General features: G+C 70.5%; 24 protein-coding genes. 9 read left to right on the top strand and 15 right to left on the bottom strand.

Annotated features, from left to right (window positions below):
* Positions 1-283 precede the first annotated feature (283 nt).
* Both ACIP79_RS04100 and ACIP79_RS04105 read right to left on the bottom strand, forming a co-directional pair.
* Positions 284-1,225: a PmoA family protein gene (locus ACIP79_RS04100; RefSeq protein WP_401218978.1), complete on the bottom strand. Its 942-nt coding sequence runs from the start codon at positions 1,223-1,225 to the stop codon at positions 284-286.
* On the bottom strand, positions 1,222-2,451 hold the full coding sequence (locus ACIP79_RS04105; protein ID WP_401218981.1) for a Gfo/Idh/MocA family protein: 1,230 nt from the start codon (positions 2,449-2,451) through the stop codon (positions 1,222-1,224). The genes ACIP79_RS04100 and ACIP79_RS04105 overlap by 4 nt, the downstream gene beginning before the upstream one ends.
* Positions 2,452-2,778: 327 nt before the next feature.
* On the opposite strand from ACIP79_RS04105, the gene ACIP79_RS04110 reads away from it, so the two are divergent.
* On the top strand, positions 2,779-3,654 hold the full coding sequence (locus ACIP79_RS04110; RefSeq protein ID WP_401218984.1) for an undecaprenyl-diphosphate phosphatase: 876 nt from the start codon (positions 2,779-2,781) through the stop codon (positions 3,652-3,654).
* A 37-nt stretch (positions 3,655-3,691) separates the two neighbouring features.
* Here the strand turns inward: ACIP79_RS04110 and ACIP79_RS04115 are convergent, their stop codons facing one another.
* Positions 3,692-4,021 (bottom strand): hypothetical protein, encoded by a 330-nt coding sequence (locus ACIP79_RS04115; protein WP_401218987.1) that lies wholly within the window; start codon positions 4,019-4,021, stop codon positions 3,692-3,694.
* A gap of 19 nt (positions 4,022-4,040) precedes the next feature.
* On the opposite strand from ACIP79_RS04115, the gene ACIP79_RS04120 reads away from it, so the two are divergent.
* On the top strand, positions 4,041-4,241 hold the full coding sequence (locus ACIP79_RS04120; RefSeq protein WP_401218990.1) for a hypothetical protein: 201 nt from the start codon (positions 4,041-4,043) through the stop codon (positions 4,239-4,241).
* Between the two features lie 83 nt (positions 4,242-4,324).
* The gene (locus ACIP79_RS04125; protein WP_383685333.1) at positions 4,325-4,504 is read left to right on the top strand and encodes a hypothetical protein; all 180 of its coding nucleotides are present in this window, start codon (positions 4,325-4,327) and stop codon (positions 4,502-4,504) included.
* A gap of 151 nt (positions 4,505-4,655) precedes the next feature.
* Here ACIP79_RS04125 and ACIP79_RS04130 read toward each other — a convergent pair whose 3' ends face one another.
* A complete protein-coding gene (locus ACIP79_RS04130) occupies positions 4,656-5,396 on the bottom strand; it encodes an SDR family NAD(P)-dependent oxidoreductase (RefSeq protein ID WP_387182381.1) in 741 nt (246 codons plus the stop codon).
* A gap of 239 nt (positions 5,397-5,635) precedes the next feature.
* On the opposite strand from ACIP79_RS04130, the gene ACIP79_RS04135 reads away from it, so the two are divergent.
* Entirely contained in the window at positions 5,636-7,696 is a 2,061-nt protein-coding gene (locus ACIP79_RS04135; RefSeq protein WP_401218995.1) for a restriction endonuclease, read from the top strand.
* Between the two features lie 125 nt (positions 7,697-7,821).
* Here ACIP79_RS04135 and ACIP79_RS04140 read toward each other — a convergent pair whose 3' ends face one another.
* Positions 7,822-8,634, bottom strand: coding sequence for a hypothetical protein (locus ACIP79_RS04140; RefSeq protein ID WP_401218998.1), 813 nt, complete (start codon positions 8,632-8,634; stop codon positions 7,822-7,824).
* A gap of 119 nt (positions 8,635-8,753) precedes the next feature.
* On the opposite strand from ACIP79_RS04140, the gene ACIP79_RS04145 reads away from it, so the two are divergent.
* Together ACIP79_RS04145 and lnt are read left to right on the top strand one after the other, a co-directional pair.
* The gene (locus ACIP79_RS04145) at positions 8,754-9,239 is read left to right on the top strand and encodes a nuclear transport factor 2 family protein (RefSeq protein ID WP_401219001.1); all 486 of its coding nucleotides are present in this window, start codon (positions 8,754-8,756) and stop codon (positions 9,237-9,239) included.
* A gap of 140 nt (positions 9,240-9,379) precedes the next feature.
* The gene (lnt, locus tag ACIP79_RS04150; protein ID WP_401219003.1) at positions 9,380-10,954 is read left to right on the top strand and encodes an apolipoprotein N-acyltransferase; all 1,575 of its coding nucleotides are present in this window, start codon (positions 9,380-9,382) and stop codon (positions 10,952-10,954) included.
* On the opposite strand, the gene ACIP79_RS04155 is transcribed toward lnt, so the two are convergent.
* Complete coding sequence (locus tag ACIP79_RS04155) at positions 10,872-11,783, bottom strand: Gfo/Idh/MocA family protein (protein ID WP_401219006.1); 912 nt, start codon at positions 11,781-11,783, stop codon at positions 10,872-10,874. The two genes, lnt and ACIP79_RS04155, sit on opposite strands and share 83 nt — an antisense overlap.
* 261 nt (positions 11,784-12,044) lie before the next feature.
* On the opposite strand from ACIP79_RS04155, the gene ACIP79_RS04160 reads away from it, so the two are divergent.
* Positions 12,045-12,506, top strand: a complete 462-nt coding sequence (locus tag ACIP79_RS04160) for a hypothetical protein (RefSeq protein ID WP_401219009.1) — start codon at positions 12,045-12,047, stop codon at positions 12,504-12,506.
* Positions 12,507-13,124: 618 nt separating this feature from the next.
* Here the strand turns inward: ACIP79_RS04160 and ACIP79_RS04165 are convergent.
* The 7 genes from ACIP79_RS04165 to ACIP79_RS04195 all read right to left on the bottom strand — a co-directional run bounded on the left by ACIP79_RS04165 (position 13,125) and on the right by ACIP79_RS04195 (position 19,425).
* The gene (locus ACIP79_RS04165; protein ID WP_401219012.1) at positions 13,125-13,706 is read right to left on the bottom strand and encodes a hypothetical protein; all 582 of its coding nucleotides are present in this window, start codon (positions 13,704-13,706) and stop codon (positions 13,125-13,127) included.
* A gap of 208 nt (positions 13,707-13,914) precedes the next feature.
* The gene (ung, locus tag ACIP79_RS04170; RefSeq protein WP_401219015.1) at positions 13,915-14,598 is read right to left on the bottom strand and encodes a uracil-DNA glycosylase; all 684 of its coding nucleotides are present in this window, start codon (positions 14,596-14,598) and stop codon (positions 13,915-13,917) included.
* 80 nt (positions 14,599-14,678) lie between these two features.
* Positions 14,679-16,205, bottom strand: a complete 1,527-nt coding sequence (locus tag ACIP79_RS04175) for an ABC transporter substrate-binding protein (RefSeq protein ID WP_401219244.1) — start codon at positions 16,203-16,205, stop codon at positions 14,679-14,681.
* Positions 16,206-16,535: 330 nt separating this feature from the next.
* The gene (locus ACIP79_RS04180; protein ID WP_401219017.1) at positions 16,536-17,297 is read right to left on the bottom strand and encodes an SDR family oxidoreductase; all 762 of its coding nucleotides are present in this window, start codon (positions 17,295-17,297) and stop codon (positions 16,536-16,538) included.
* A 17-nt stretch (positions 17,298-17,314) separates the two neighbouring features.
* The gene (gene fabG / locus ACIP79_RS04185; protein WP_383686454.1) at positions 17,315-18,076 is read right to left on the bottom strand and encodes a 3-oxoacyl-ACP reductase FabG; all 762 of its coding nucleotides are present in this window, start codon (positions 18,074-18,076) and stop codon (positions 17,315-17,317) included.
* Positions 18,077-18,235: 159 nt separating this feature from the next.
* A complete protein-coding gene (locus tag ACIP79_RS04190; protein WP_401219021.1) occupies positions 18,236-18,619 on the bottom strand; it encodes a DUF3037 domain-containing protein in 384 nt (127 codons plus the stop codon).
* Positions 18,616-19,425, bottom strand: a complete 810-nt coding sequence (locus ACIP79_RS04195) for a HipA family kinase (RefSeq protein WP_401219023.1) — start codon at positions 19,423-19,425, stop codon at positions 18,616-18,618. The genes ACIP79_RS04190 and ACIP79_RS04195 overlap by 4 nt, the downstream gene beginning before the upstream one ends.
* Before the next feature lie 598 nt (positions 19,426-20,023).
* Between ACIP79_RS04195 and ACIP79_RS04200 the strand changes: the two genes are divergently transcribed.
* Positions 20,024-20,878, top strand: coding sequence for an alpha/beta hydrolase (locus ACIP79_RS04200; protein WP_401219026.1), 855 nt, complete (start codon positions 20,024-20,026; stop codon positions 20,876-20,878).
* Between the two features lie 34 nt (positions 20,879-20,912).
* Here the strand turns inward: ACIP79_RS04200 and ACIP79_RS04205 are convergent, their stop codons facing one another.
* Positions 20,913-21,566, bottom strand: coding sequence for a response regulator (locus ACIP79_RS04205; protein ID WP_401219029.1), 654 nt, complete (start codon positions 21,564-21,566; stop codon positions 20,913-20,915).
* Positions 21,563-22,534, bottom strand: a complete 972-nt coding sequence (locus tag ACIP79_RS04210; protein ID WP_401219031.1) for a HAMP domain-containing sensor histidine kinase — start codon at positions 22,532-22,534, stop codon at positions 21,563-21,565. Before ACIP79_RS04210 ends, ACIP79_RS04205 begins: the two co-directional genes overlap by 4 nt.
* Before the next feature lie 277 nt (positions 22,535-22,811).
* Here ACIP79_RS04210 and ACIP79_RS04215 point away from each other — a divergent pair, with 277 nt between their 5' ends.
* Positions 22,812-23,282 carry a cation:proton antiporter regulatory subunit gene (locus ACIP79_RS04215; RefSeq protein ID WP_401219034.1) on the top strand — a complete coding sequence of 157 codons (471 nt, stop codon included), beginning with the start codon at positions 22,812-22,814 and terminating at the stop codon, positions 23,280-23,282.
* The last annotated feature ends 4 nt before the right edge of the window (positions 23,283-23,286 follow it).

Genomic DNA, 23,286 nt, shown 5'->3' on the forward strand with positions numbered 1-23,286 from the left:
ACGGCGACGCCTCCCGGTAGCCCGGCGAAGCCGGCCTGGAGCGCGGCGAAGCCGACTTGAAGCCCGGCGGAACCACCCTCGGGTCCATCTGAGCCACCCTGGGGTCCAGCGGAACCATCCTGGGGTCCGGCGGAACCACCCTCGGGTTCGCCGGAACCACCCTCGGGTCCATCTGAGCCACCCTGGGGTCCGGCGGAGCCACTTTGGAGTCCGGGAGGGTCACCCGCCTCGGCCGCCGCACCCGTCACAGCCGCCGCACCCGCCTCGCCGGGCACCGGCACGCTCACCACGGGTGCTCCTCCAGGTACTTCGCGATCTGCTCGCGCTCCCACGCCCCGTCGGCCACGACGACCCGGTAACGGCGGGTGAGGGTGTCGCCGGGTGCCAGTTCCAGTTCGTCGAAGAAGGCGAGCGAGGGGGCGACGGCGGCGAAGGGTTCGTTGCGTACGAACCAGTGGGCCGGGTGGGCTCCCGCTTCCCCGGAGTGGTCGTTCTCGGGAGCGTGCGCGAAGACGAGCGTCGCGTGTCCGTCGGAACCGTCGTGTTCCGCCGAGTACGCCAGCCAGGGCGCCTGCTGCCCCATCAGGCCGGGCCCTACGGAGTCGGGGCCGAGGATCCGCCCGTCCCGGAAGCCCCGCGGCCCGCGCCAGAACAGGCCGGTGTAGCCCGCCATTTCGCGGCCGGCGGTGGTCGGGCTGCCGAAACGCAGCGGCTCCGCACGCCGGTTGGTGACCGCGGTGGTCCAGGTCAGCGCCCAGGAACCCGCCTCGGGATCGACGTCGTGCACCTCGATCCTGCGCTCCTCCTCCGCCCACAACTCACCGTCGTACGGGTGCCAGGTGAGCCGTTCCACGATGACCGCGCCGCTGCCGTCCGACTCCACCCGGTCGAAGGCGACGTGGGCCATCGACCCGACGCGCTCGGGGAGTTCGAGATATCCCTCGCCGTGCACGTACGTGTTGCCGCCCCAAAGGTTCTGCCCGGAGAGATGGGAGGCCGTCATCTGGAGGCCCTTGTGCCAGCGGTGGTCATTGGGCCGGTAGTCGGTGACGACGTCGTTCGCCAGCGTCCTGAGCGGATGCAGATACGGCTTCGGTGCCTCCCACGCCGCCTCGGGACCGTAGACGTAGCTCAACAGCTCCACGCCGGTGCCGACTTCGTTGACGGTCACGCGCTCGCCGTGCGCGTGGACGATCCGCAGACCGCTCTCCGCGGACGTGGTCACGCCTCCACCCCCTGGACCACGGGCACCTCGGGCACTACCGGCACCTCGGTCACTTCGGACACTCGCGGTGCCCAGCCGGCCGCACCTCCGTGCAGAGCCGTGTAGTACGGATCCCCCGGACCGATCTCCCCGGCACGGACCGTCGTGTCCGTGAACGCCGACTTGTAGAGCGCCGTGATCAGTTCCAGGCTGGTCCGCCCGTCGGCCCCGCTGCTGCGCGGCCGTTCACCCGCGCGCATGCTCGCGACCAGGTCCCGTAGCTGCGCCAGGTGCGAACTCGGCACGTCCGCGCCGAAGTCCTCCCAGGCCGCCACATCCGCTTCCGGAGTTCCCGGCACCGGGGTGACGCGCCAGTTGTCGTTGCTGTGCCCGTAGAGGTGGGTGAGTTCGACGGTGGCGCGTTCGCAGTCGACGCGGATGCGGCTGACCTCGTCCGGGCTCAGGACGCTGTTGACGACGGTCGCCAGCGCGCCGTTCCGGAAGCGGACGAGGGCGGTTGACACGTCCTCCGTTTCGACGTCATGCACGAGGCGTCCGGCCATGGCGCGCACCTCGCTCCACGGGCCCATCAGGTCGAGCAGCAGATCCATCTGGTGGATGCCGTGCCCCATCGCGGGGCCGCCGCCCTCGGTCTCCCAGCGCCCGCGCCAAGGCACGGCGTAGTAGTCGGCGTTGCGGTACCAGGTGGTCTGGCAGTGCGCCACGAGCGGACGGCCCATGGCCTCCTCGGCGATCAGGCGCTTCACATGGCGCGCGCCCGAGCCGAAGCGGTGCTGGAACACGATCGCGGCGTACGGCCCCCCGTCGAGCCCTTCCTCCGCTTCCACCGCGTCGAAGTCGGCGAGCGTCGGGACCGGCGGCTTCTCGCACCACACCCAGGCACCGGCGCGCAGCGCGGCGACGGTCTGCTCGCGGTGCAGGGTCGGCGGCGTGCAGATGACGACCAGATCCGGTCGCTGCTCCTCCAGCATGCGGTCGAGATCGGTGTACGCGTGCGGAATGCCTGCCTCCGCACAGAACTCACGTACGACGTCCTCCGCGATGTCGACCGCGGCGACGATCTCCGTCTCCCCCTCCTCGGCGAGGCGGGCGAGCGCGGGGACATGGCTCCCGCGGGCGATGGCACCCGTACCGATGACGGCCGCCCTGACGCGTCGGCCGACCGGCGGGGCGGGGAGGCGGTTCGTGGAGGTCGCGGCGCTGGTGGCGTTGCGGGGTGTGGGCATGGGCGTGATCAGCACTCCATCGGACGCGGTCGTCAGACGTTGGCCAACGCCTGACGGCACCCGGATGATCTCCGGATACAGCAAGCGCTTTCCCTTCCGCTGAAACGTAAGCGGCGGCCCAGCCGCAGGTCAACACCGAGAACGTGGTCACTCGGCACCCGCACGGGACTCCGCACGCACCCTCGCGGCGCCGGTCTACGAAACCCCTGTGGCGGGGCTGTCGGACGGGGACGCTACGCTGCCCCCAACACCTCCCGTGATCAATTCGATCCTCGGCGCGGTGCGCCCGTCGCCCCTCCACGATCAGTACTGGGACCACGTAACTTCATGTCTTGGTTTGAATCCCTCATCCTCGGACTCGTCCAGGGGCTGACCGAGTTCCTTCCCGTGTCCTCCAGCGCGCATCTGCGTCTGACGGCGGCGTTCGCGGGCTGGGAGGACCCGGGGGCGGCCTTCACGGCGATCACCCAGCTCGGCACCGAGGCCGCGGTACTGATCTACTTCCGCAAGGATGTCGCGCGGATTCTCTCCGCGTGGTTCCGCTCGCTCACCAACAAGGCGATGCGCAGCGACCACGACGCGCAGATGGGCTGGCTGGTGATCGTCGGCTCGATTCCGATCGGCGTGCTCGGGGTGACGCTGAAGGACCAGATCGAGGGGCCGTTCCGTGATCTGCGGATCACCGCGACGATGCTGATCGTGATGGGCATCGTGATCGGTATCGCCGACCGGCTCGCGGCCCGTGACGAGACCGGCGGAAAGCACCGGGCCGCCAGGGAACGCAAGACACTTCAGGACCTGAACACCAAGGACGGCCTGCTCTACGGCCTCTGCCAGGCGTTGGCCCTGGTCCCCGGCGTCTCCCGGTCCGGCGCGACCATCAGCGGCGGCCTGTTCATGGGCTACACCCGTGAGGCGGCGGCCCGTTACTCCTTCCTTCTCGCCATGCCCGCGGTACTCGCCTCCGGACTCTTCGAGCTCAAGGACGCGAGCGAGGGCGGTCATGTCTCCTGGGGCCCCACCGCCTTCGCGACGGTCATCGCGTTCCTGGTCGGGTACGCCGTCATCGCATGGTTCATGAAGTTCATCTCACACAAGAGCTTCATGCCGTTCGTCTACTACCGCATCGCGCTCGGCATCGTCATCATCGCGCTGGTCACGATGGGTGTGCTGAGCCCGCACGCGGCGGAGTCGGCGGGCTGACGACTCTGCCCGCACGGGAGTTGACGCCGAGCTCGCCTCAACTCTCCGGCAGGGCGAGCGCCCAGGGTTCCGGCTCGATCCGCGCGTCGTTGGCGGCGTAGGCGACGTAGGCGACGTAGGCGATCGACCGGTACCAGCCCGCGAGGACGAGCCGCTCCGGGGCCTCCTGTTCGTCTTCGTCGAGATACTCCCGCAGTCCGCTCCGCGCCTCGCCGCTCAGCCGTGCGGAGGCGTGGAGTTCGTCCACGGCACGCAGCAGTGCCGTTCGGGTCCGGCGTGCGGTGCAGGCGGGGTGGCCGGGGTCGCCGACCGCGGTGAGGGTGGCCTGTTCCTGGCCAAAACCGGCCGCCTCGGCGAACACCGCCATGTAGACGCCTCACTCGTACATGAGTTCGACGTCGGGCTCGCAGGGTGCCTCGATCGGCTTCCGCGACCTCCAGCGGCGTTGCCGCGAGGCGGGCATCGCGGCGGGCATCGCGGCGGCGACGGCCGACTCCACCTGGCAACTCACCCCACTCAGCGCCGACTTGGTCAGCGCGATGGGCCCGCTGACCGACTGGTCCCGCACCTGGGCCGAGCCCCGGTGATCACCGCGGCCGTGACCCAATACATACGGTCTGAGTAGCCGTCTGGTAGCGGACTGTCAGTCCTTGCCCCTAGGCTTGCTTCCATGTTCCCCGATTTCGTGCCCTCTGGTTCCGTGCGGTCTGCCGCCGCGGTGAACGAACAGATCCGCGCGCTGTGGATGCGCGCGGGCGGCTCCCTCTCGGCGCAGGAACGCGCGGAGTACGAGCTGTTGGTCGTGGAGTGGGCCAAGGCGATACGCGGCGAGATCATCGAGGCCGCGTGAGATCACAGACCTGAGCGGGCCGGGCCGGCGAGCGTCTCTTCCGAGATTCCAGCTCGCCTGTATGTGGTCGGCCGTACGCCAACGATGACGTGGCCGCCCCCGGTGCTCCCACGGTTGAGCCGCCGCTGGCGGAACCCCACCCGGCGGAACCTCACCGCCCTCCCGACACCCGCAGCACGGTTCCCGTCGCGTACGAGGCGTCCGGTGACATCAACCAGGCGATGGCCGCGGCGACTTCCTCGGCCCGGCCGACCCGGCGGAGCGGAATTCCGGAGGCGGCGCGCTCGGCCCGGCCCGGATCACCCATCGTCGCGTGCATCTCGGTGTCGATCATTCCCGGCGCGACCGCGTTGACACGGATGCCGTCGGGCCCGAGCTCCTTGGCCAGGCCGATCGTCAGGGCGTCGACGGCCGCCTTGCTGGCCGCGTAGTGGACGAACTCCCCCGGACTGCCGAGCGTCGCCGCCGCCGAGGAGACGTTCACGATGACTCCGCTGCCCCAGGCCGCCATCGAGCGGGCCGCCCGACGCGAACACAGCAGTGTGCCCAGCAGATTGACCTCCACCACCCGCCGCAGGTCGGCGGGGTCCGTGTCCGCGAGCCTGCCGAGCGGCCCGGTCACCCCCGCGTTGTTCACCAGGCCCGTCACCGGTCCCAGCCGGTCCACCGCCGTGTCGAACAGCCGCTCGACGTCGGCCTCGTCGGAGGTGTCACCGCGGACCGTGACACAACGCGCCCCGGCGGCCCGGACGGCGGAGGCGGTCCATTCCGCGGCGGCGCCGTCACTGACGTATCCGAGCGCGATGTCGTGCCCGTCCGCCGCGAGGCGGGTACAGGTCGCGGCGCCGATTCCCCGGCTGCCGCCGGTGACAACCGTGACAGGACGTGACATGAGAGCCTCCTAGCGGCACGACGAGAACACCCTACGATCGCAGACGCACCACCGCGCCCGCGTCCGGGCCTCGGCTGACTCCCACTCACTTGACCTGCTCCGATGTCCCGCGTCGGCTGCCCGTGCCGAGCGGATGTGCGAGACGTCGATTGCTGGATAGAGTCGGTTCCGTACATCTGGTCGTGGGGACGGCCAAGTTGCCTTTCGGCTGCCAACGTCCTGGGGAGGGCCTGCAGCACATGAGTCGTCGCTCTACTGGTTTTGTCGGCGTATGGGCTGAGGTGCAACGGCAGCAGCAGCGCCAGTTGGAAGCCGAATCCAGACAGCGGAGACAAGAGGCTCAGCAGGCGCGGGCCTATCAGCGACGAACCGCCCAGAACCAGCGGGAGTACCGGCAGGCGGAGGCGCTGCAGCGCACGGAGGAACTGGACGCCCAGGTCGCGTCGTTGCGGGGCCTTCTCGCCTCGGGTTGTCAGGCCCCGCCTTTCCGGGCTTCCTCGCTGTTCCGCCGGGAGGACATCCAGCCCTTCGCGCCGGGCCCGTTGGCGCAGCCCGTGCCCATGCCGGATTTCCACCATTACCAGACGCAGACCGGTTGGACCGCGAGTCGCCGGGCGCAGGCACAGGCCGAAGCACGGATGCGCTTCGAGCGGGACTGGCAGGCCGCGCAGGCCGCGGAAGCCCACCGCCAGCGGCAACTCGCCTCGTACCAGCGGGAGTACCAGCAGTGGGCCGATGCCCAGCTGGCCGAGGTGCGCGGTCACAACGCCGGGGTCGTCGCGACGGTCGAGGGGGTGCGCCGCCGGGATCCCGATTCGGTGGTCGAGTACTTCTCCGCGGCTCTGTACGCGTCCACGGCATGGCCCGAGGGCTTCCCGCGCCAGGTCGCGGCGGCCTACGACCCGGCCGCGCAACAGCTCGTACTGGACTGGGAGTTGCCCGCGCTCTCCATCGTCCCCGAGGTCAAGTCCGTCCGGTACATGGTCGGGTCCGGGCAGGACAAGGAGACGCCGCGCCCGGTCGGCCAGCGCCGGGCCCTGTACGCGGAGGTCGTCGCGCAGTGCGTGCTGCTCGTACTCCACGAGCTGTTCGCCGCCGACGAGTTGGGCGCGCTGGAGTCCGTGTCCCTGAACGGCTTCGTGGACGGACACGACCCCGCGACGGGCCGGCCGGCCCACGTCTTCCTCGCCACGGTCACGGCACGGCGCTCCGCGTTCCGTGAGCTCCACCTGGCGCAGGTGGACGCGGGAAGCTGCCTTACCGACGGACTGCGCGGGCGGTTGTCGGCGCGCCCCGACCAGCTCACTGCCGTACGGCCGGACCGACGGCCCCAGGACGTGGGGAACCGGGTGGTCGCCCACGGCAGTGACGAGGACCCGGACCTGTACGAGATGGATCCGGTCGCGTTCGAGAACGTCGTCGCCGAACTCTTCCGGGCCATGGGGATGCAGGCGGTGACGACCCAGCGTTCGAACGACGGCGGGGTGGACGTCGACGCGCTCGATCCGACGCCCATCCGCGGCGGCAAGATCGTCGTGCAGGTGAAGCGCTACCGCAACACCGTGCCGCCCACCGCCGTCCGTGACCTCTACGGCACCGTGCAGGACGCCGGCGCCAACAAGGGCGTCCTGGTGACGACTTCAGGGTTCGGGCCGGGCTCGTACACCTTCGCCAACGGCAAGCCGCTCGAACTCGTGTCCGGCGCCGAGCTGGTCGACCTGCTGCACCGCCACGGGCTGCGCGGGCGGCTGGGCGAGGGCGGCCGTACGGTCACGGCACAGCCGACCCCCACCCTCGTGGACACCCGGCTGCCCGACGACTACAACGTTCTGGGCCTGTCGTGGACCGGAAACGTCGCCCTGGACGTCTGCGCCCTGGTCTGCCACGGCAACCGGGTCCTCAGTGACGACCACTTCGTCTTCTACAACAACTCCCGGACCCCGGACGGCTCCGTGCGAGCCCTTCCGGCCACCGCGCCCGACAAGGCCGCGATCTGTGTCTCCTTCGACGGGTTGCCCTCGGAGGCCGACCGGTTCGTCCTGGTCGCCGCCGTAGACCCCGAGGCCGACGCGGACGCCGACCTCTCCGGATTCACCGACGCCCGCATCCGGCTGCTCGACCCCGCGATGACCGAGCAGGGCCGTCTGGAGGTCTCCGACGGCCGCCCAGGGGAAATCGCCCTGGTCCTCGGCTCCTTCCGCCGACGGTCCAACGGCGACTGGGACTTCGTCCTCGGCGGCAAGGGCTACCCCGGCGGCCTGGAAGAACTCGTACAGGACTTCGGCATAGTGGTCGAGTAGAACCACGCGAGGTCGAAACCCTCGGGTCCACCCGACCTCGAACCTCCCGGGTCCGGTTCACCCGAGGTCCACCCGAAGACGCTGCCCGGCATCACCGGCGCGCCCGCATCACCCGCGCACCCGCATCACCCGCGCCGGCGCCATTCGCGCCAATGCCACCCGCGACGATCCGGCCCGACCGACCGGGAGTCCTCCGCGAAGGCGGAGTCGGAGTCGGAGTGGGCGGCGAGGGCGCGCAGGGACGTGCGGATGCGGTCGAAAGTCGCGATCGGATGATGACCTTCGCCGGAAAGGGCCACCCCCACGCAGACCAGCTTGAACCGGTCCCCGCCGAGCCGGGCGCCCACGAACACCGGTGCGCCGACGCACCCTTGTGGAAGCTCTCCGGCCCAGCGGACGCCGCCGTCGCCGGTCCGCGAGACCTCGCCGACCACGACGGCCTGCTCGCGCTCACCGGTTCCGGTGTCCAGGACATGGCCCAGCAGGTAGGCCGGGACGGGGCTCTCCCCCAAGGCGGCGATGTCCTCATCCGTGGCCGCGAGACCGTCGGTGATCTCGTCGGTCGTCCAGCTCCACCCCTTGCGGACGGCGTGCGCGTGCAGCCCGGCGGTGGGCATGACGGCGACGCCCAGATCGTCGAGGTGGGTCCACCCTTCGGCGAAGTCGGCCATCACCAGCTTCTCCGCGCTCATCACGGGTGCGCACAGGTCCGCGCGGAGGGTGAACTCGGCGAGCTTGATCTCCGTCGACTCGCCGGCAGTCACGAGGTACTGCCGGATGACCTCTTCCTCGCCGGTGGACTCCACGAGTTCGTTGAACCAGAACGCGGTCGCATGGTGCTCCTCCCGGTTGGCTCGCTGGAAAGGAAGCGTCGCGCGGCCGGCGTTGTCGACCATCGCGTCGATCGTCGCGCTGTGCAGGCTGGGGAGGGTGGACATGATCGGGAAGCGTAGCGAACGCCCGGGGCCGGTGCCGAGCGGGTTGTTCGCGTCCGACCGCGCTGAATATCACCGCTTAGCCCCTTGGCGTGGGACCCCCCATGGCGAACACTGATCCAATGACGCAGCGTGTGGAGCTCGCGACCGTGATGGACCGGTTCGCCGTGGATGGACTAGTCACCGAATACGCGGTGGCGGTGGACGACGGCGACTGGGAGGGGTACCGCGAGCTGTTCTCGCCGGACGGACGCGCGGACTACCGCTCGGCCGGTGGGATCGAGGGAGACGCCGGCGAGGTCGCCGGGTGGCTTTCCCAGAGCCTGGAGCTGTTCTCGATGCGGCAGCACCTGATCGTCAACCGGCGCGTACGGTTCGGGCTGCTGGAGCACGACACCGGTGACACGGCCCGGATCCAGGCGGACTACATCAACCCGATGAGGTTCGCGGGGCCCGAAGACGATTCCACCTCCCCCGACTTCGTGTGCGGCGGCCGTTACGCCTTCGGACTGCTTCGTACGCAGGACGGCTGGCGGCTGCGCGAAGTGGTCGTCCAGGAGAAGTGGCGCCGCACCTCGCAGACCCGCCAGGAGCCCGCGACCACCTGAACGCCCCGACCCGGGACACCTGCTGACGGCCGCCGCCCACGCACCCGGCCGCGAACAACCCTCTCCTGATCCCTTACCCCCTGTCGGAGATCGTCCGCAGCCCGCACACTGGAGGCAAGCGCAGAGGAGGGAGACGCCGTATGAACAGGTTCGAGCAACGGCTCGTCTCCCCCTGGTGGCGGGGCGTCCTCGCCGTGGCGGCCGGCGCGCTGCCGGTGTTCGCCTTCCCCGCACCCTCGCTGTGGTGGTTCGCGTACGCCGCCCTCGTGCCCTGGATACTGCTGATCCGCTCGGCCCCAACGGCGAAGCGGGCCGCGTACGACGGCTGGCTCGGCGGGCTCGGTTTCATGCTGGCGGTGCATCACTGGCTGCTGCCCAGCCTGCACGTGTTCACGTTGGTCATAGCGGCTCTCCTCGGCGCGTTGTGGGCGCCCTGGGGCTGGCTCGTACGGCGGTTCCTCGGCGGTCTGCCCTCGCCGGGGCAGGTCACGGCGTCGCTCATGGTGCTGCCGTCCGGCTGGCTGATGGTCGAACTCGTACGGTCCTGGCAGGGGTTGGGCGGACCGTGGGGTCTGCTCGGGTCGAGCCAGTGGCAGGTGGAGCCCGCTCTTCGGCTCGCCTCGGTGGGCGGGGTGTGGCTGCTCAGCTTCCTGGTGGTGGCGGTGAACGTCGCCGTCGCGGTACTCGTCGCGGTGCGCCAGGCCCGAATACCCGCCGTGGCCGGCCTGGTGGCCACCGCGGCCGCGACCTCGGCGGCCTGGGCCTGGTCGCCGCGCCCGGACGTGGACGGCAGGGTCCGGATCGCCGTCGTACAGCCCGGCGTCATAGACGGCGCGGACAGCATCGACGAGCGCTTCGCGCGCGAGGAGGCGCTCACCCGGACGCTCGCCGGGCAGGACCCCGACCTGATCGTCTGGGGCGAGAGCAGCGTCGGGTTCGACCTCGCGAGCCGCCCCGACCTCGCGAACCGGATCGCCGCGCTGTCACGGCTCACGGGCGCCGACGTCCTGGTCAACGTCGACGCGCGCCGCTCCGACCGGCCCGGCATCTACAAGAGCTCGGTCCTGGTCGGCCCCCAGGGCCCCACCGGCGACCGGTACGACAAGATGCGGCTGGTCCCCTTCGGCGAGTACATACCCGCGCGCGGCGTCCTCGGCTGGGCGACATCCGTCGGCAAGGCCGCGGGCGAGGACCGCCGACAGGGCACCGAGCAGGTCGTGATGAACGTGGGGCACGGACTCCGGATCGGCCCGATGGTCTGCTTCGAGTCCGCCTTCCCCGACATGAGCCGCCACCTCGCCCAGGACGGCGCCGAGGTGCTCCTCGCGCAGTCCTCCACCTCCAGCTTCCAGCGGAGCTGGGCACCCGAGCAGCACGCCTCGCTCGCCGCGCTGCGGGCCGCCGAGACCGGCCGCTCGATGGTGCACGCGACACTGACCGGCGTCTCGGGCGTCTACGGACCCGGCGGCGAGCGCGTCGGCTCCTGGCTCGGCACCGACGCGAGCACGACCATGGTGTACGAGGTGCCACTGGCACGGGGTGTCACGCCCTACGTCCGGTTCGGCGACTGGCCGGTGCACGCGGCGCTGCTGATACTGGCGGCCCTGGGCGCGGTCGAGGGCACCCGGGTATTCAGGCCGCGGCGGACTGTTCCTCCACCGCGCGTACCACCCGCTCGCACAGTTCGTGAGTCGCCAGCGCGTCCCGGGCGCTGAGCACCTTGCCCGCGCGCACGGAGTCCAGGAAGCCGAGCACCACCTGTTCGATACCGCGCTGCCTGGCCACCGGCACCCAGTCCCCGCGGCGCCGCACGGTCGGCTGTCCCTTGTGGTCGATCACCTCGGCGAGGTTGAGCACCTGCCGCTTGGTGTCCTGACCCGAGACCTCGAGGATCTCCTCCGCCGAACCGCTCAGCCGGTTCATCACGCCGAGCGCGGTGAAGCCGTCACCGGCGAGCTGGAGCACCACATGGTGCAGCAGCCCGCTCTCCACCCGGGCACGTACGGTCACGTCGTCAATGGGGCCCGGCGCCAGGAACCGCAGGGTGTCGACGACATGGATGAAGTCGTCGAGGATCATGGTGCGCGGCGCCTCGGGCAGCCCGATGCGGTTCTTCTGCATCAGGATCAGCTCCCGCGGATGGTCGGCGCACTGCGCGTACCCGGGCGCGTGACGCCGGTTGAACCCCACCGCCAGAGTGACGTTCCGCTCCTCCGCGAGCCGCACCAGCCGCTCGGAGTCGGCGAGTTCGTACGCGAGGGGCTTGTCGACGTACGTCGGTACACCCGCCTCCAGCAGGCGCGTGACGATCTCGGGGTGCGCCACGGTGGCCGCGTGCACGAACGCCGCGTCGAGATCCTGGGCCAGCAGCTCCCCCAGGTCGGTGTGGCGCTGTCCCGGGGGGAGGTGGAGCCTGTCGGCCTCCTCGGCGAGGGTCGCCGCGGTGCGCGTCTGGAGATGCAGCTCGACACCCGGCCGCACGCTCAGTACCGGCAGATACGCCTTCCGCGCGATGTCACCGAGTCCGATGCAGCCGACCTTCACGTGGGTCTCCTCATGGGGTGCGTCGCGGGTGGTGAGGCACGTTCCGGAGTGTTGACCTCGCAATTAAGCATACGACCGGCCGCCGACGGGCTCGGGGACGGGGCCGCGACGGCGCACCCGATCCGCGGGAGGTCGGGGAAGCGTCGGCGGAGTCAGCTCAGGGGCTCCGGAGCCCTCCGGAGGGGCGGAAGGATCACCCCTGCGGGGCATCCTGCGCTTGTCCGCTCCCCAAAGAGGGCCGGGCACAGCAGAGTTGCACGCGTGCATCGATCAACCACGACCGCGACGCTCATGGTCACCGTGGCTCTCACCGCCCTCTCCGGTTGTGTGAGCGTCCAGCGGCCCCCTGCCTCCGGCCTGCCGCCCGTGCCGTCCGGGCCCTCCGTGCCACGTCCGGACAGCGAGGCCGAGCCGCGGATCGTGCAGGCACCAGCACGGGAGGCGCTGACGCTGATCGGCCCCTCCCGGAAGCCCGCCGCCGACGCGCCCGCACCGGGCCGGGCGACTCCCCCGCCGCCGGCCACGGCCGCACCGGCTGCCCCCCGTCGCCCGCGCCCCGTTCCGCGTGCCGAGCGACCACGCCCCGCCCCACGCGTCTCCGTCCCGCCCGCCGTCCCGGAGATCCCGACGGCCGCGGACCTGTGCGCCCTCGGCAGGAAGTACGGGGGCTGGTCCTCGGACAGCCCGGAGGCGGTCATCTGCGAGGGGGCGTACGGCCGCTGACGGCGCCGCCCGCTACCGCCGTGCCGCCCGCTGACGCAATCACCGCCCGTCCCGCCCGGCCTGCGGACGTCCCCGGTGTCTGCGGAAGCGGGGTGTCAGCCCGAGCGGGGCGAGCGCGGACGGGGGTCGGGCCCGAGCGGGCGGACGGAGGGTCCGGATCCCATCACCGCCGGTCGGAGAGGGGCAGGATCCCCTCGCCGCTGGCCGGAGGGGGCCGGAACCTGTCGCCGTCGGCCGGAGATGGCAGGAACCTGTCGGGGGCCGCCGGGAGCCGGGGCGGCCTGTCGGCGCCCGCCGGGCCGCGATGTGGGCGCCGGACGAGCGGCCACGTGCTTCTTCCGCCGTGGCCGGGGCGCATCGCGCCGAGCGCGCCCTGCCGGGCCGTACGGTTGTCACTCCGTTCAGCCGGGCACCCGGGATCCTCGCGTCACCGCGCGCACACGCGAACACTCTGTGCGGTGGACACCCGTGGCGCCCCGGGCGGACGCACCCGGCATCCGGTGCCCAAACCCACACCCCTCGACGCCTCCCGGCGGCCGTCCAACACCCCCGCCGAGCCCCGCCAGGCATCCGGTCAGCAGCCGCCCCCACGAAGCCTGCTCAAACCCTTCCTCCGCCTCAAGACCGCCGTCGAGGTGGTCCCAGCGTCTCTCCTCCGGGTCCGCCCGAGGAACCGGGGCCGCCCAATGAGCCGGGCCCCTCACCTGACCCCGGCGTCCCGTCCCCTTCGCCGTCGAGCCGCAACTCCAGCCGGCCGATCGCCGCCCGGATCCCGTTCCCGTAGCTGTCGTCCCCGAGGGAGCCGACCGCTCCGCGCGCCCTGCGCAGATGGGTGCGGGCGGCGCTGGTGCGGCCGAGCTTCACGTAGTCGGCGGCGAGGTTCAGATGCAACGAAGGGTAGAACGCGCGCACCGCGAGCGACTCGTGGTGCTCGGCGATCCTTCCGTCGGTGAGCTCCTCCGCGGCGGACAACGCCCTGAGGTCCCAGGCGAGTTCGTCGGAGGGGTCGTCCTGGGTGTCGGCCATGTAGTGGGCCAGCGTGCAGCGGTGCAGGGCGTCGCCGTCCTCGCCGATCTCCGCCCACAGGCCCAGGAAGCGGTCCCGGGCCTCCTCGCGGTCACCGCCGTGGTGCAACATGATGGCCTGTCCGATCCGGGTCATCATGGCGTCCGGCGCCGCCTGCTCCTGTTGCTCCGCCACCGCGTCCTCCAAGGCTCGTCACTGATCCTCACGACGTCAACGACGCTAACGGCAGCCACTCACAATCGCGCTCAGGCGCCTCCGTACCCCGCTGGGCCAGGCCGGTGACGACCGGGCCGACGACCGGGCCGGTGACGGGTGAACCGGACACGCTCCCGCGAGCCCCACCCCGTCCCAGCCCGGCCCGGCCCGACCCGGCAGCCCAGGGTCAGCCCAGATCCGGAATCCGCCAGTCGATGGCCTCGTGGCCCTGCCGGGCCACGGCCTCGTCGATCTGGGTGAAGGGGCGCGAGCCGAAGAACTTCTTCGCGGACAGCGGCGAGGGGTGCGCCCCCTTCACCACCACATGCCGCTCCTCGTCGATCAGGGGGAGCTTCTTCTGCGCGTAGTTGCCCCACAGGACGAAGACGGCCGGGTCCGGCCGGTCGGCGACGGCCCGGATGACCGCGTCGGTGAACCTCTCCCAGCCCTTGCCCTTGTGGGAGTTGGCCTCGCCGGAGCGGACGGTCAGCACCGCGTTGAGCAGCAGCACGCCCTGCTCGGCCCATGGCATCAGATAGCCGTTGTCCGGGATCGGGGTGCCGAGCTCCTCCTTCATCTCCTTGTAGATGTTCCGCAGCGAGGGCGGGGTCCTCACACCCGGGCGGACGGAGAAGCACAGGCCGTGCCCCTGGCCTTCGCCGTGGTAGGGGTCCTGGCCGAGGATCAGCACCTTCACCCGCTCGTACGGCGTCGCGTCGAGCGCGGCGAAGACCTCCTCGCGCGGAGGATAGACGGGGCCATTCGCACGCTCCTCCTCGACGAACTCCGTGAGTTCCTTGAAGTAGGGCTGCTGCAGCTCGTCGCCCAGGACGTCGCGCCAGGACTCGGGCAGCATGGCGATATCGGTCACGTCAACTTCCTCCGATGTGCGGTCACTTCCGGAGCACTGAACCTACCGCCGCCCACTGACAACCGGCTCCGGAGTCCGCGCTACCAGCTCGTCTTCCGGTACAGCTCCCACATCGTCATGATCGTCGACGGGTCGAGCGCGGCCTCGCCGCCCGAGATGTCCTCGCTCGCCGCCACGTACTGCTTGCCCTGCCACAACGGCAGCAGCCGGGCATCGTCCACGAGGATCTGCTGGGCCTCCTCGAACTGCTTGACCACCGCGCCCCGGTCGGACTCACGGCGCGACTCGGGAAGCAGGTTGTTGGTGATGTACGGCGACGCGTACGGCGTACCGAGCGCGTTCTCCTCGCCCACGAAGGGCGCGATGAAGTTCTCGGCGTCCGGGAAGTCGGCGAACCAGCCGCGTCCGAACACCGGGTACTCACCCTTGCGGTAGCCCGCCTCGTAGGTCTTCCAGGGGCGGCTCCTGAGGGTCACCTTGAACAGCCCCGAGTCCTCCAACTGGCTCTTGAGCTCGCGGAATTCGGGGGCGGTCTCGGAGCCGTAGCGGTCGGTCGTGTACCAGAAGGTGAGGGGCACGCGCTCGGTGATCCCCGCCTCCAGGAGGAGTTTCCGAGCCTTGGACGAACTGGGGGACCCGTAGTCGTCGAAGAAGCCCACCGTGTGTCCGGTCAGCCCCTTGGGGACCATGGAGTACAGCGGCTCGACGGTGCCCTTGTAGATCTTGTGGGCGATCGCCGGCCGGTCCACGATCTGGGCGACGGCCTTGCGTACGGCCGACTTGGCCGCCCACGGGTCCTTCGGGTTGAACACCAGATAGCTGATCTCGGTGCCCGCGCCTTCGAGGAGCTGGATGCCCTCGTCCGGGTCCTGCCCCTGGAGGGAGACGATGTCCGAGGCGGCGAGGCCGCGGAAGGTGACGTCGATCTCCTTGTCGCGCAGGGCGCCGACCATCTGGGCGGAGTCCGGGAAGTAGCGGATGGTCACCGCGTCGTTCCTGCGTTCGGCGAAGCCCTTGTAGCGGTCGTTCCTGACGAGTTCGGCCCGCTTGCCCTCCTCGTAGGAGCGCAGCGTGTAGGGCCCGGAACCGGACACCTTGCTGTCCTTGCGCAGCGCGTCGGCGGGGTAGTCGTCGGGGTCGACGATCGACATGGCGGGAGTGGCCAGTACGAAGGGGAAGGTCGCGTCGGACTTGTTGAGCCGGAAGACGATCTCGCGGTCGCCCAGCGCCTGGACCCGTTCGAGACTGCCCAGCAGTCCGGCGGGACCGCCGACGACACCGATCTTCCTGATCCGGTCGATCGAGTGCTTCACGGCCTGCGCGTCGAGCGGATCCCCGTCGGAGAACCTCATGTCCGCGCGCAGCAGGCAACGGTAGGTGCGGTTCGAGGAGTCCGTGAACCCGCAGCTCTCGGCGGCGTCGGGCCCGGGTTCGACCGCGCCGTGGGGATAACTCAGCAGCGTTTGGTAGATGTTGCGGAACAACTCCCAGGAGCCGTCCCAGGAGGCGGCCGGATCGAGCGTGCTCGGAGCGCTGGTGGTGCCCACGACGATCGGCCCCTCGTCCTCGGACGAGCCCGAGGAGAGGACGCCACAGCCGGCCACCATGGATATCGACGTGATCGCCGCCAACTGCCGCAGAAATCGGTTCCGGATCCGGTTGGACACGCGCTCGCTCCTCGATCTGCCGTACCAAGGGACGGCAGACCATACCGCAGTGCCCCACCGGTGGAAGCGCGTTCCCGGCAGGGCACTTGATCAGCATGTATGTGACTACGTTGTCATGCGCCTGTGCGTCCAACACGGCTGGACACGGAGGCGATTTCTGTCTACTTGCGTGTCGGCGCGAGGGGGTGATCGCGTACGCCGGCGCGGGGGCGACTCGTACGTCGACACACGCGTCGCCCGTGTCGGCGGGAGGCGCCCCCGGCACTCATGTCATCCCACTCCGGCGTTGAGGAAGATGCCGCCGTCGATCACCAGGGTCTGGCCGGTGATCCAGTCCGACTGCTGCGAGGTGAGGAACGCGGCGGCGCCGCCGATGTCCGAGGGGACGCCGAGCCTGCCGAGCGGGTAGGAGGCGACAACCTCCTCCTCGCGGCCCTCGTAGAGAGCCTGCGCGAACTTGGTCTTGACGACTGCGGGCGCGATCGAGTTGACCCGTACGCCGGGCGCGAACTCGTGGGCCAGTTGCAGGGTCAGGTTGACCATGGCGGCCTTGCTGATGCCGTACGCGCCGATGAACGGCGAGGCGGAGACACCGGCGAGGGAGGCGATGTTGACGATCGCGCCGCCGTTGTCCTTCTGCCAGGCGTGCCAGGTCCGCTGGGCGAAGCCGAGCGCCGAGACGACGTTGGTCTCGAAGACCTTGCGGGCCACGTTGAGGTCGAGGTCGGCGATGGGGCCGAACACCGGGTTCGTACCGGCGTTGTTGACCAGGTAGTCGACGCGGCCGAAGGCCTGCATGGTGCGCTCGACGGCGACGGCCTGGTGGGCCTCGTCGTGCGCCTTGCCCGCGACGCCGATGACACGGTCGGCACCCAGTGCCTCGACGGCTTCCTTGAGGGTGTCCTCGTTGCGGCCGGTGATGCAGACGCGGTCACCGCGGGCGATCAGGGCCTCGGCGACTCCGTAGCCGATGCCGCGGCTCGCGCCCGTGATGAGCGCGACCTTGCCCGAGAGTTCGGGAGGTGTGGTCATGTCCGTGTCTCCCGCGGTCAGTTGAGCGGTCCGCCGGCGACGTACAGCACCTGGCCGGAGACGAATCCGGCCGCCTCGCCGGTGAAGAAGGCGATCGCGTTGGCGATGTCGTCCGGGTTGCCGACGCGCTGCACGGGGATCTGGGTCGCCGCGGCGGCCTGGAAGTCCTCGAAGCCCATGCCGATGCGGGCGGCTGTCGCGGCGGTCATGTCGGTGACGATGAAGCCGGGGGCGACGGCGTTCGCGGTGACGCCGAACTTGCCGAGCTCGAAGGCGAGCGTCTTGGTGAAGCCCTGGAGACCGGCCTTGGCCGCGGCGTAGTTGGCCTGGCCGCGGTTGCCGAGCGCGGACGACGAGGACAGGTTGACGATCCGGCCGAACTTCGCGTCCACCATGTGCTTCTGGACGGCCTTGGACATCAGGAACGCACCGCGCAGGTGCACGTTCATGACCGTGTCCCAGTCGGACGTGCTCATCTTGAAGAGCAGGTTGTCGCGGAGCACACCCGCGTTGTTCACCAGGATCGTCGGCGCACCGAGCTCCTCGGCGATCCGCGTGACCGCGGCTTCGACCTGGGCCTCGTCGGAGACGTCGCAGCCGACGGCGATGGCCTTGCCACCCGCGGCGGTGATCTTCTCGACGGTGTCCTTGCACGCGGCCTCGTCGAGGTCGATCACCGCGACGGCGCGGCCCTCGGCGGCCAGTCGTACGGCGGTCGCGGCACCGATGCCGCGCGCGGCACCGGTGACTACGGCGACGCGCTGCTCAGTGGTGGACATTGCTGGTTCTCCTCGCCCTTGAAAAGCCCTGCGGCCTGACATGCCCTGCGGCTCACACGGTACGCCCGTCCGGTGAGCGACCGCTTAGTACCTTCAGCAGACGTGACGCTAGAAGCCCTGGCACCCGGTGTCAACGGCACACCGCGCCCGTGTGATCCATTACCTGACCAGCAGCGCGAGCAGCCGCTCCGCCTCGGCTTCCGGATCCACGGTGAGGCCCGTGTGCACGGGTCCGGGCTGGACGACCGTGGAGCGCGGCGCGATCAGCCAGCGAAAACGCCGTCCGGCATCGTCGTGCGCTGCCTGACCTGCCGCTTCCCCGCCGGCGCAGACCCCCTCGACAGCGCGCAGCGCGGCCCGTACGCCCGCCGCGTCCGCCGCCGGATCCAGTGCCCGCAGCTTCGCCTCGTCCAGGTGCGTGCGGGCCGCGACGAAGGACTTGGCGCGGCAGTACACCAGCACGCCCGCGTTGAAGCACTCACCGCGCTCGATCCGGGGGACCACACGCAGCAGCGCGTACTCGAAGACGTCCCGCTCGCTCACTTGCTCCCCTTGATGCCCTGGATGCCCTGGATGCCCTTGAGGTGTGCCGTGTCGTCGAGGCCCTTGATCCGCTCGTGGACGGAGGCGGCGCGGGCGAGCAGCGGTTCGGCGTACGCGCGCCTCAGGGCGTCCGTCGTGTCGAAACCGGGCTCCCCCTCCAGCCACTCGTCCGGGATCGCAGCGGTCGCCTCGGCGAGCAGCTCCGGGGTGACCAGCGGCGCCAGTTCCGCCGCCGCGGAGGCGAGGTCAGGGCCGAAGGGCGCGAGCGCGTGATCGGTGGCGTCGTACGGTTTGGCGGCGGAGGCCTGGGCGCCGGGCCAGTTGTGGTGCCAGATCATCGTGGCGCCGTGGTCGATGAGCCACAGGTCGCCGTGCCACACCAGCATGTTCGGGTTGCGCCAGGAGCGGTCGACGTTGTTGACCAGAGCGTCGAACCAGACGATCCGCCCGGCCTCCTCGGGGCTCACCCGGTGGGCGAGCGAGTCGAAGCCGATCGCGCGGGAGAGGAACTCCATCCCGAGGTTGAGGCCGCCGCTCGACTTCAGCAGTCCCTGTACCTCCTGGTCCGGTTCGCCGAGGCCCAGGACCGGATCGAGGGCGATCGTCACCAGCCCGGGCACCCGCAGGCCCAGTCGCCGGGCGAGTTCACCGCACACGACCTCCGCGACCAGCGTCTTGCGCCCCTGGCCGGCACCGCTGAACTTCATAACGTACGTGCCGAGATCATCGGCCTCGACGAGTCCCGGCAGCGAACCACCCTCGCGCAGCGGGGTGATGTAGCGGGTGGCGACGACCTCGTTCAGCATTTTCCCGGGTCACCCGACTCTTCGACCTTGCAATCCACAACCAACTCCAAGAACGCGTGCACCGGAGAACCGGCCCTGACCGGCCCTGGGCATAGTAACCGAGCGTGACAGCCGACGAGGAGCTTCGCCGGGGGCACGGGCGCCGGGAGACCGTGCCGCCCGTGGAACGGAGTTCACCCGTCACACCGTGAATTCATTGATTGCGTTTCAGGTCCTTGACGAATTCACCGCTGCACCCGGTCGACAGGGACACACACCCCGCCGCCACGCGTGTCCAGATCAAGGGCGAGTGGTATCTGGAGCGGCCCAGCGCCCTCGCGTCACGTCTCACCGGCCCGGACGGGCTGGTGGAGACCCCTGGGCTGCTGCCGCGTCAGTGGAAGCCGGGCGACGTGCCGATCGCCCACCCGAACTCGACGAGTCCCCTCTGGCCCGTCGCCGACATGACCAAGGGCCACGACGGCCTGTGGACCTACAGCACCCCACTGCCCGGGGGCACGTACACCTACGGCTTCTTCGTCGACGCGCAGGCCGACGACGCGACGACGGCAGGGCAGTTGCCCGATCCCGGCAACCCGGCAACCCGGCCTGGAACGTCGTGGACGGGGTGGTGCACGGGACGGCCGTCGACAGGAGCCAGGTCTACGTCCCCTCCGACCCGGACTTCGACACGGTCGACGTCTCCTGGCAGGGCCCCGCCCGCCGCGAACGCGGGAAGCTGCGCCACGTCACCTACGACTCCCCCGGACATGTGACGCCCGCCGGCAAGAACTACCTGGTGCTGTATACACCGCCCGGTTACAACGCGAAGCGGGCCAAGCCCTATCCGACCCTCTACCTCAGCCACGGCGGAGGCGAGAACGAGATGGGCTGGAGCACCCAGGGCGACCTGGCGAACATCATGGACAACCTCATCAACGACGGTGAGATCCAGCCGACGGTCGTCGTCATGCCCAACGCGACGGGCTACGCGGCCTCGACGTACGACCAGTTGCACCGCACCGACCTCATCGAGCGGATCATCCCCTGGGTCGAGGAGCACTACAACGTCTCCGCCTCGGCCGCCGACAGGGCCTACTCCGGGCTGTCGGCCGGCGGGATGCGCACGTCCTATCTGCTGCTCAACAACCCCGAGCAGTTCGGCTACTACGGCCTGATGAGCGCCGGCCTGCCGACCGGCACCACGCTCACCAACGAGCAGGCGACCGCCATGAGAAAGGTGTCGGTCTTCGTCGGCTGTGGATGGCAGGACCCCATCAATGTCGGTTTCTCGACACTGCACCGAGGCCCCTTCCGCGCCGTGCGCGATCTCACCGCGGCCGGTGTGCACGTCCAGACCGACTTCATCGACGGCGGCCACGAGTGGTACGTGTGGCGCATCCTCCTCAGGGACTTCCTGACCCGGGTGGCCTTCCTGCCTCCGACGACGGCCTCCGACGCCTGGGGGTCGTGACGCGACACGGTCCCGGAGCGACGGTTCCGGGACCCTAGGGCTCGATGAGGCCGACGCGAATGGCGTAGCGGGTGAGTTCCAGACGGTCGCGCAGGCCGAGTTTCTGGAGGAGGTTGGCGCGGTGGCGTTCGACGGTCTTGGCGCTGATGACCAGGAGGCGGGCGATCTCCTTGGAGGTGTGGCCCTCGGCGACGAGCTTGAGGATCTCCTCCTCGCGGTCGGTGATCACACGGGCGGACAGCCTGTCGCCGGTGCTGGCGCGGTCGAGGTAGGCGCGGATGACGGTGGTCTCGGCGCCGGGGTAGATGAAGGGTTCGTCGCGCAGCGCGGCACGGCAGGCCTCGACCAGGTCGCGGTCGGCGACGGACTTCGGGACGTAGCCCGAGGCGCCGGCCTTCAGGGCCTCGAAGAAGTACTGCTCGTTGTCGTACATCGTCAGCATCAGAGTGCGCAGGCCGGGGTGCAGGCGGGAGAGTTCGCGGGCCGCCTGTAGTCCGGTCCTGCGGGGCATGGCGATGTCGAGGATCGCCAGGTCGACGTCCTGGCCGTGGGCCCGGTCGATGGCCTCGGCGCCGTCGGAGGCCTCGGCCACGACGGTCAGGTCCGGCTCGGCGTCCAGGATGAGGCGGACGCCCTGGCGTACGAGGGCGTGGTCGTCGGCGAGCAGGATGCGGGCCGGTCGGGTCATCGCGCGTTCTCCTGGCTGCGGGCACCGGCTGTGCCGCCGGCGACGTTCAGACGAATCTCGGCTCCGCCGAGGGGCCCGGTGCCGATGTGGAGGTCGGCGCCGATGAGAAGGGCACGTTCACGCATCCCGCTGATCCCGGCGCCTTCGGGCACGGCCCCGATGCCGTGCCCGTCGTCGCGGACCAGCAGTCCCACCCGGCCGTCGGACAGCGGGCGCAGGTGGACCTCGACCCGGGTGGCGCCGGCGTGACGCGCGGTGTTGGTGAGCCCCTCCTGGGCGATGCGGTAGAGAACCAGCTCGGTCGCCGGGGCGAGCCGGGACAGGCCGGGGGTGATGTGCGCGGTCGCGCTGAGCCGGGAGGTGGTGAACTCCCCGGTCAGGGCGCGCAGGGCGCTGTGCAGGCCGAGTTCCTCCAGGACCCCGGGGCGCAGCCGACGCGCGATGCGGCGGATCTCCTCCAGCCCGCCACGGGTGGTTTCCTGCGCGTGGCGAAGGTCCTCCCGTACGGACCGGGGAGCGCGGTCGGCCGCGTGTTTCAGCTGGAGCAGGACGGCGGTGAGGGTCTGGCCGACCTCGTCGTGGAGCTCCCGGGCCAGGCGCTGCCGTTCGGCTTCCTGCGCGGACAGTGCCCGGCCGGAGCTGGTGGCACGTTCGGCTTCGAGACGGGCGAGCATGGCGTTGAACGTCGAGGTCAGTCCGGCGATCTCGCCGGGTCCGGTGACGGGGGCGCGGCCGCCCGGCTTGAGGAGGTCGACGGCGGCCATGGCACGGGTCAGGCGGCCCAGCGGCGCGAGCCCGATCCGCAGCAGCACGGCGTTCGCGATCAGCATCACCACGAGCCCGGCGATCAGGACCAGGGCCTCGCCGAACAGCACCGGGGTGGAGACCGTGACCGGGCCCAGGAGCAGCAGGACCGCGACCACGAGCACGGCCGCGTTGAGGAGGAGGATCCTCCAGTACAGCGACATGATGGTGTGCTCCTTTCCCGGCGGTCCTCACCTCCACTGTCTCCTGTCGCCGCCGATCCACCGCGTTCAGGGCTCTGGCCTGCGGCGGGACCCACGACCCCGCACCACTCTCACCCCCGCGGGCACGCCGTGTCCATCCGTGCCGGCACCCATATCCCCGGCCCTTTCGAGGCTGGCAACATGAACCTTCGCGGTACCTGGTCACCGGCTCGGTCCGGTGCCCCGCCGCACCACCACCACAACGAACATGGAGGGAGGGGTCGTGCCTGCTCCGCGGATGAGCGCCACCCCCCTGCCGGGGATCGGCGTCCAGTACGACCTCACCACGCGGGAGCACCGCCACCTGTCGGTGATCGCCCACCGGGACGGCGCCCGGACGGTGAACGTCTACCGCTCCGACGACCCCGACGCCTGCGCCCAGTCGATGCACCTGACGGAGCCGGAGACGACCTCGCTGATCAACGCGCTGTCGCCCGCCCACAAGAGCCCGAACCTGCTGTCCACCACCGAACTGGGACTGGTGGCCGAGCGGATCAAGCTGCCGTCGGTCTCGCACTGGAACGGCCGGCTGCTGGGCGAGACCCGGATGCGGACCGAGACCGGCGCCTCGATCGTCGCGGCGCTGCGCCGCGCGGAGGCCATCCCGTCCCCGGCACCGGACTTCCGGCTGGCCGGCGGCGACACCCTCATCGTGATCGGCACCCGTGAGGGCGTCGAGGCCGCGGCGACGATCCTCGGGCTGGAGTGATCCC

The sequence above is a fragment of the Streptomyces sp. NPDC088747 genome (assembly GCF_044751025.1).
Taxonomy (GTDB): Bacteria; Actinomycetota; Actinomycetes; order Streptomycetales; family Streptomycetaceae; genus Streptomyces.

Coding starts and splice junctions, on each gene's coding strand:
- ACIP79_RS04105 (WP_401218981.1), bottom strand. CDS start 2,451: ATGCCCACACCCCGCAACGCCACCAGCGCCGCGACCTCCACGAACCGC.
- ACIP79_RS04110 (WP_401218984.1), top strand. CDS start 2,779: ATGTCTTGGTTTGAATCCCTCATCCTCGGACTCGTCCAGGGGCTGACC.
- ACIP79_RS04115 (WP_401218987.1), bottom strand. CDS start 4,021: ATGGCGGTGTTCGCCGAGGCGGCCGGTTTTGGCCAGGAACAGGCCACC.
- ACIP79_RS04120 (WP_401218990.1), top strand. CDS start 4,041: ATGAGTTCGACGTCGGGCTCGCAGGGTGCCTCGATCGGCTTCCGCGAC.
- ACIP79_RS04125 (WP_383685333.1), top strand. CDS start 4,325: ATGTTCCCCGATTTCGTGCCCTCTGGTTCCGTGCGGTCTGCCGCCGCG.
- ACIP79_RS04130 (WP_387182381.1), bottom strand. CDS start 5,396: ATGTCACGTCCTGTCACGGTTGTCACCGGCGGCAGCCGGGGAATCGGC.
- ACIP79_RS04135 (WP_401218995.1), top strand. CDS start 5,636: ATGAGTCGTCGCTCTACTGGTTTTGTCGGCGTATGGGCTGAGGTGCAA.
- ACIP79_RS04140 (WP_401218998.1), bottom strand. CDS start 8,634: ATGTCCACCCTCCCCAGCCTGCACAGCGCGACGATCGACGCGATGGTC.
- ACIP79_RS04145 (WP_401219001.1), top strand. CDS start 8,754: ATGACGCAGCGTGTGGAGCTCGCGACCGTGATGGACCGGTTCGCCGTG.
- lnt (WP_401219003.1), top strand. CDS start 9,380: ATGAACAGGTTCGAGCAACGGCTCGTCTCCCCCTGGTGGCGGGGCGTC.
- ACIP79_RS04175 (WP_401219244.1), bottom strand. CDS start 16,205: ATGGTGGCCGGCTGTGGCGTCCTCTCCTCGGGCTCGTCCGAGGACGAG.
- ACIP79_RS04180 (WP_401219017.1), bottom strand. CDS start 17,297: ATGACCACACCTCCCGAACTCTCGGGCAAGGTCGCGCTCATCACGGGC.
- fabG (WP_383686454.1), bottom strand. CDS start 18,076: ATGTCCACCACTGAGCAGCGCGTCGCCGTAGTCACCGGTGCCGCGCGC.
- ACIP79_RS04195 (WP_401219023.1), bottom strand. CDS start 19,425: ATGCTGAACGAGGTCGTCGCCACCCGCTACATCACCCCGCTGCGCGAG.
- ACIP79_RS04205 (WP_401219029.1), bottom strand. CDS start 21,566: ATGACCCGACCGGCCCGCATCCTGCTCGCCGACGACCACGCCCTCGTA.
- ACIP79_RS04210 (WP_401219031.1), bottom strand. CDS start 22,534: ATGTCGCTGTACTGGAGGATCCTCCTCCTCAACGCGGCCGTGCTCGTG.
- ACIP79_RS04215 (WP_401219034.1), top strand. CDS start 22,812: ATGAGCGCCACCCCCCTGCCGGGGATCGGCGTCCAGTACGACCTCACC.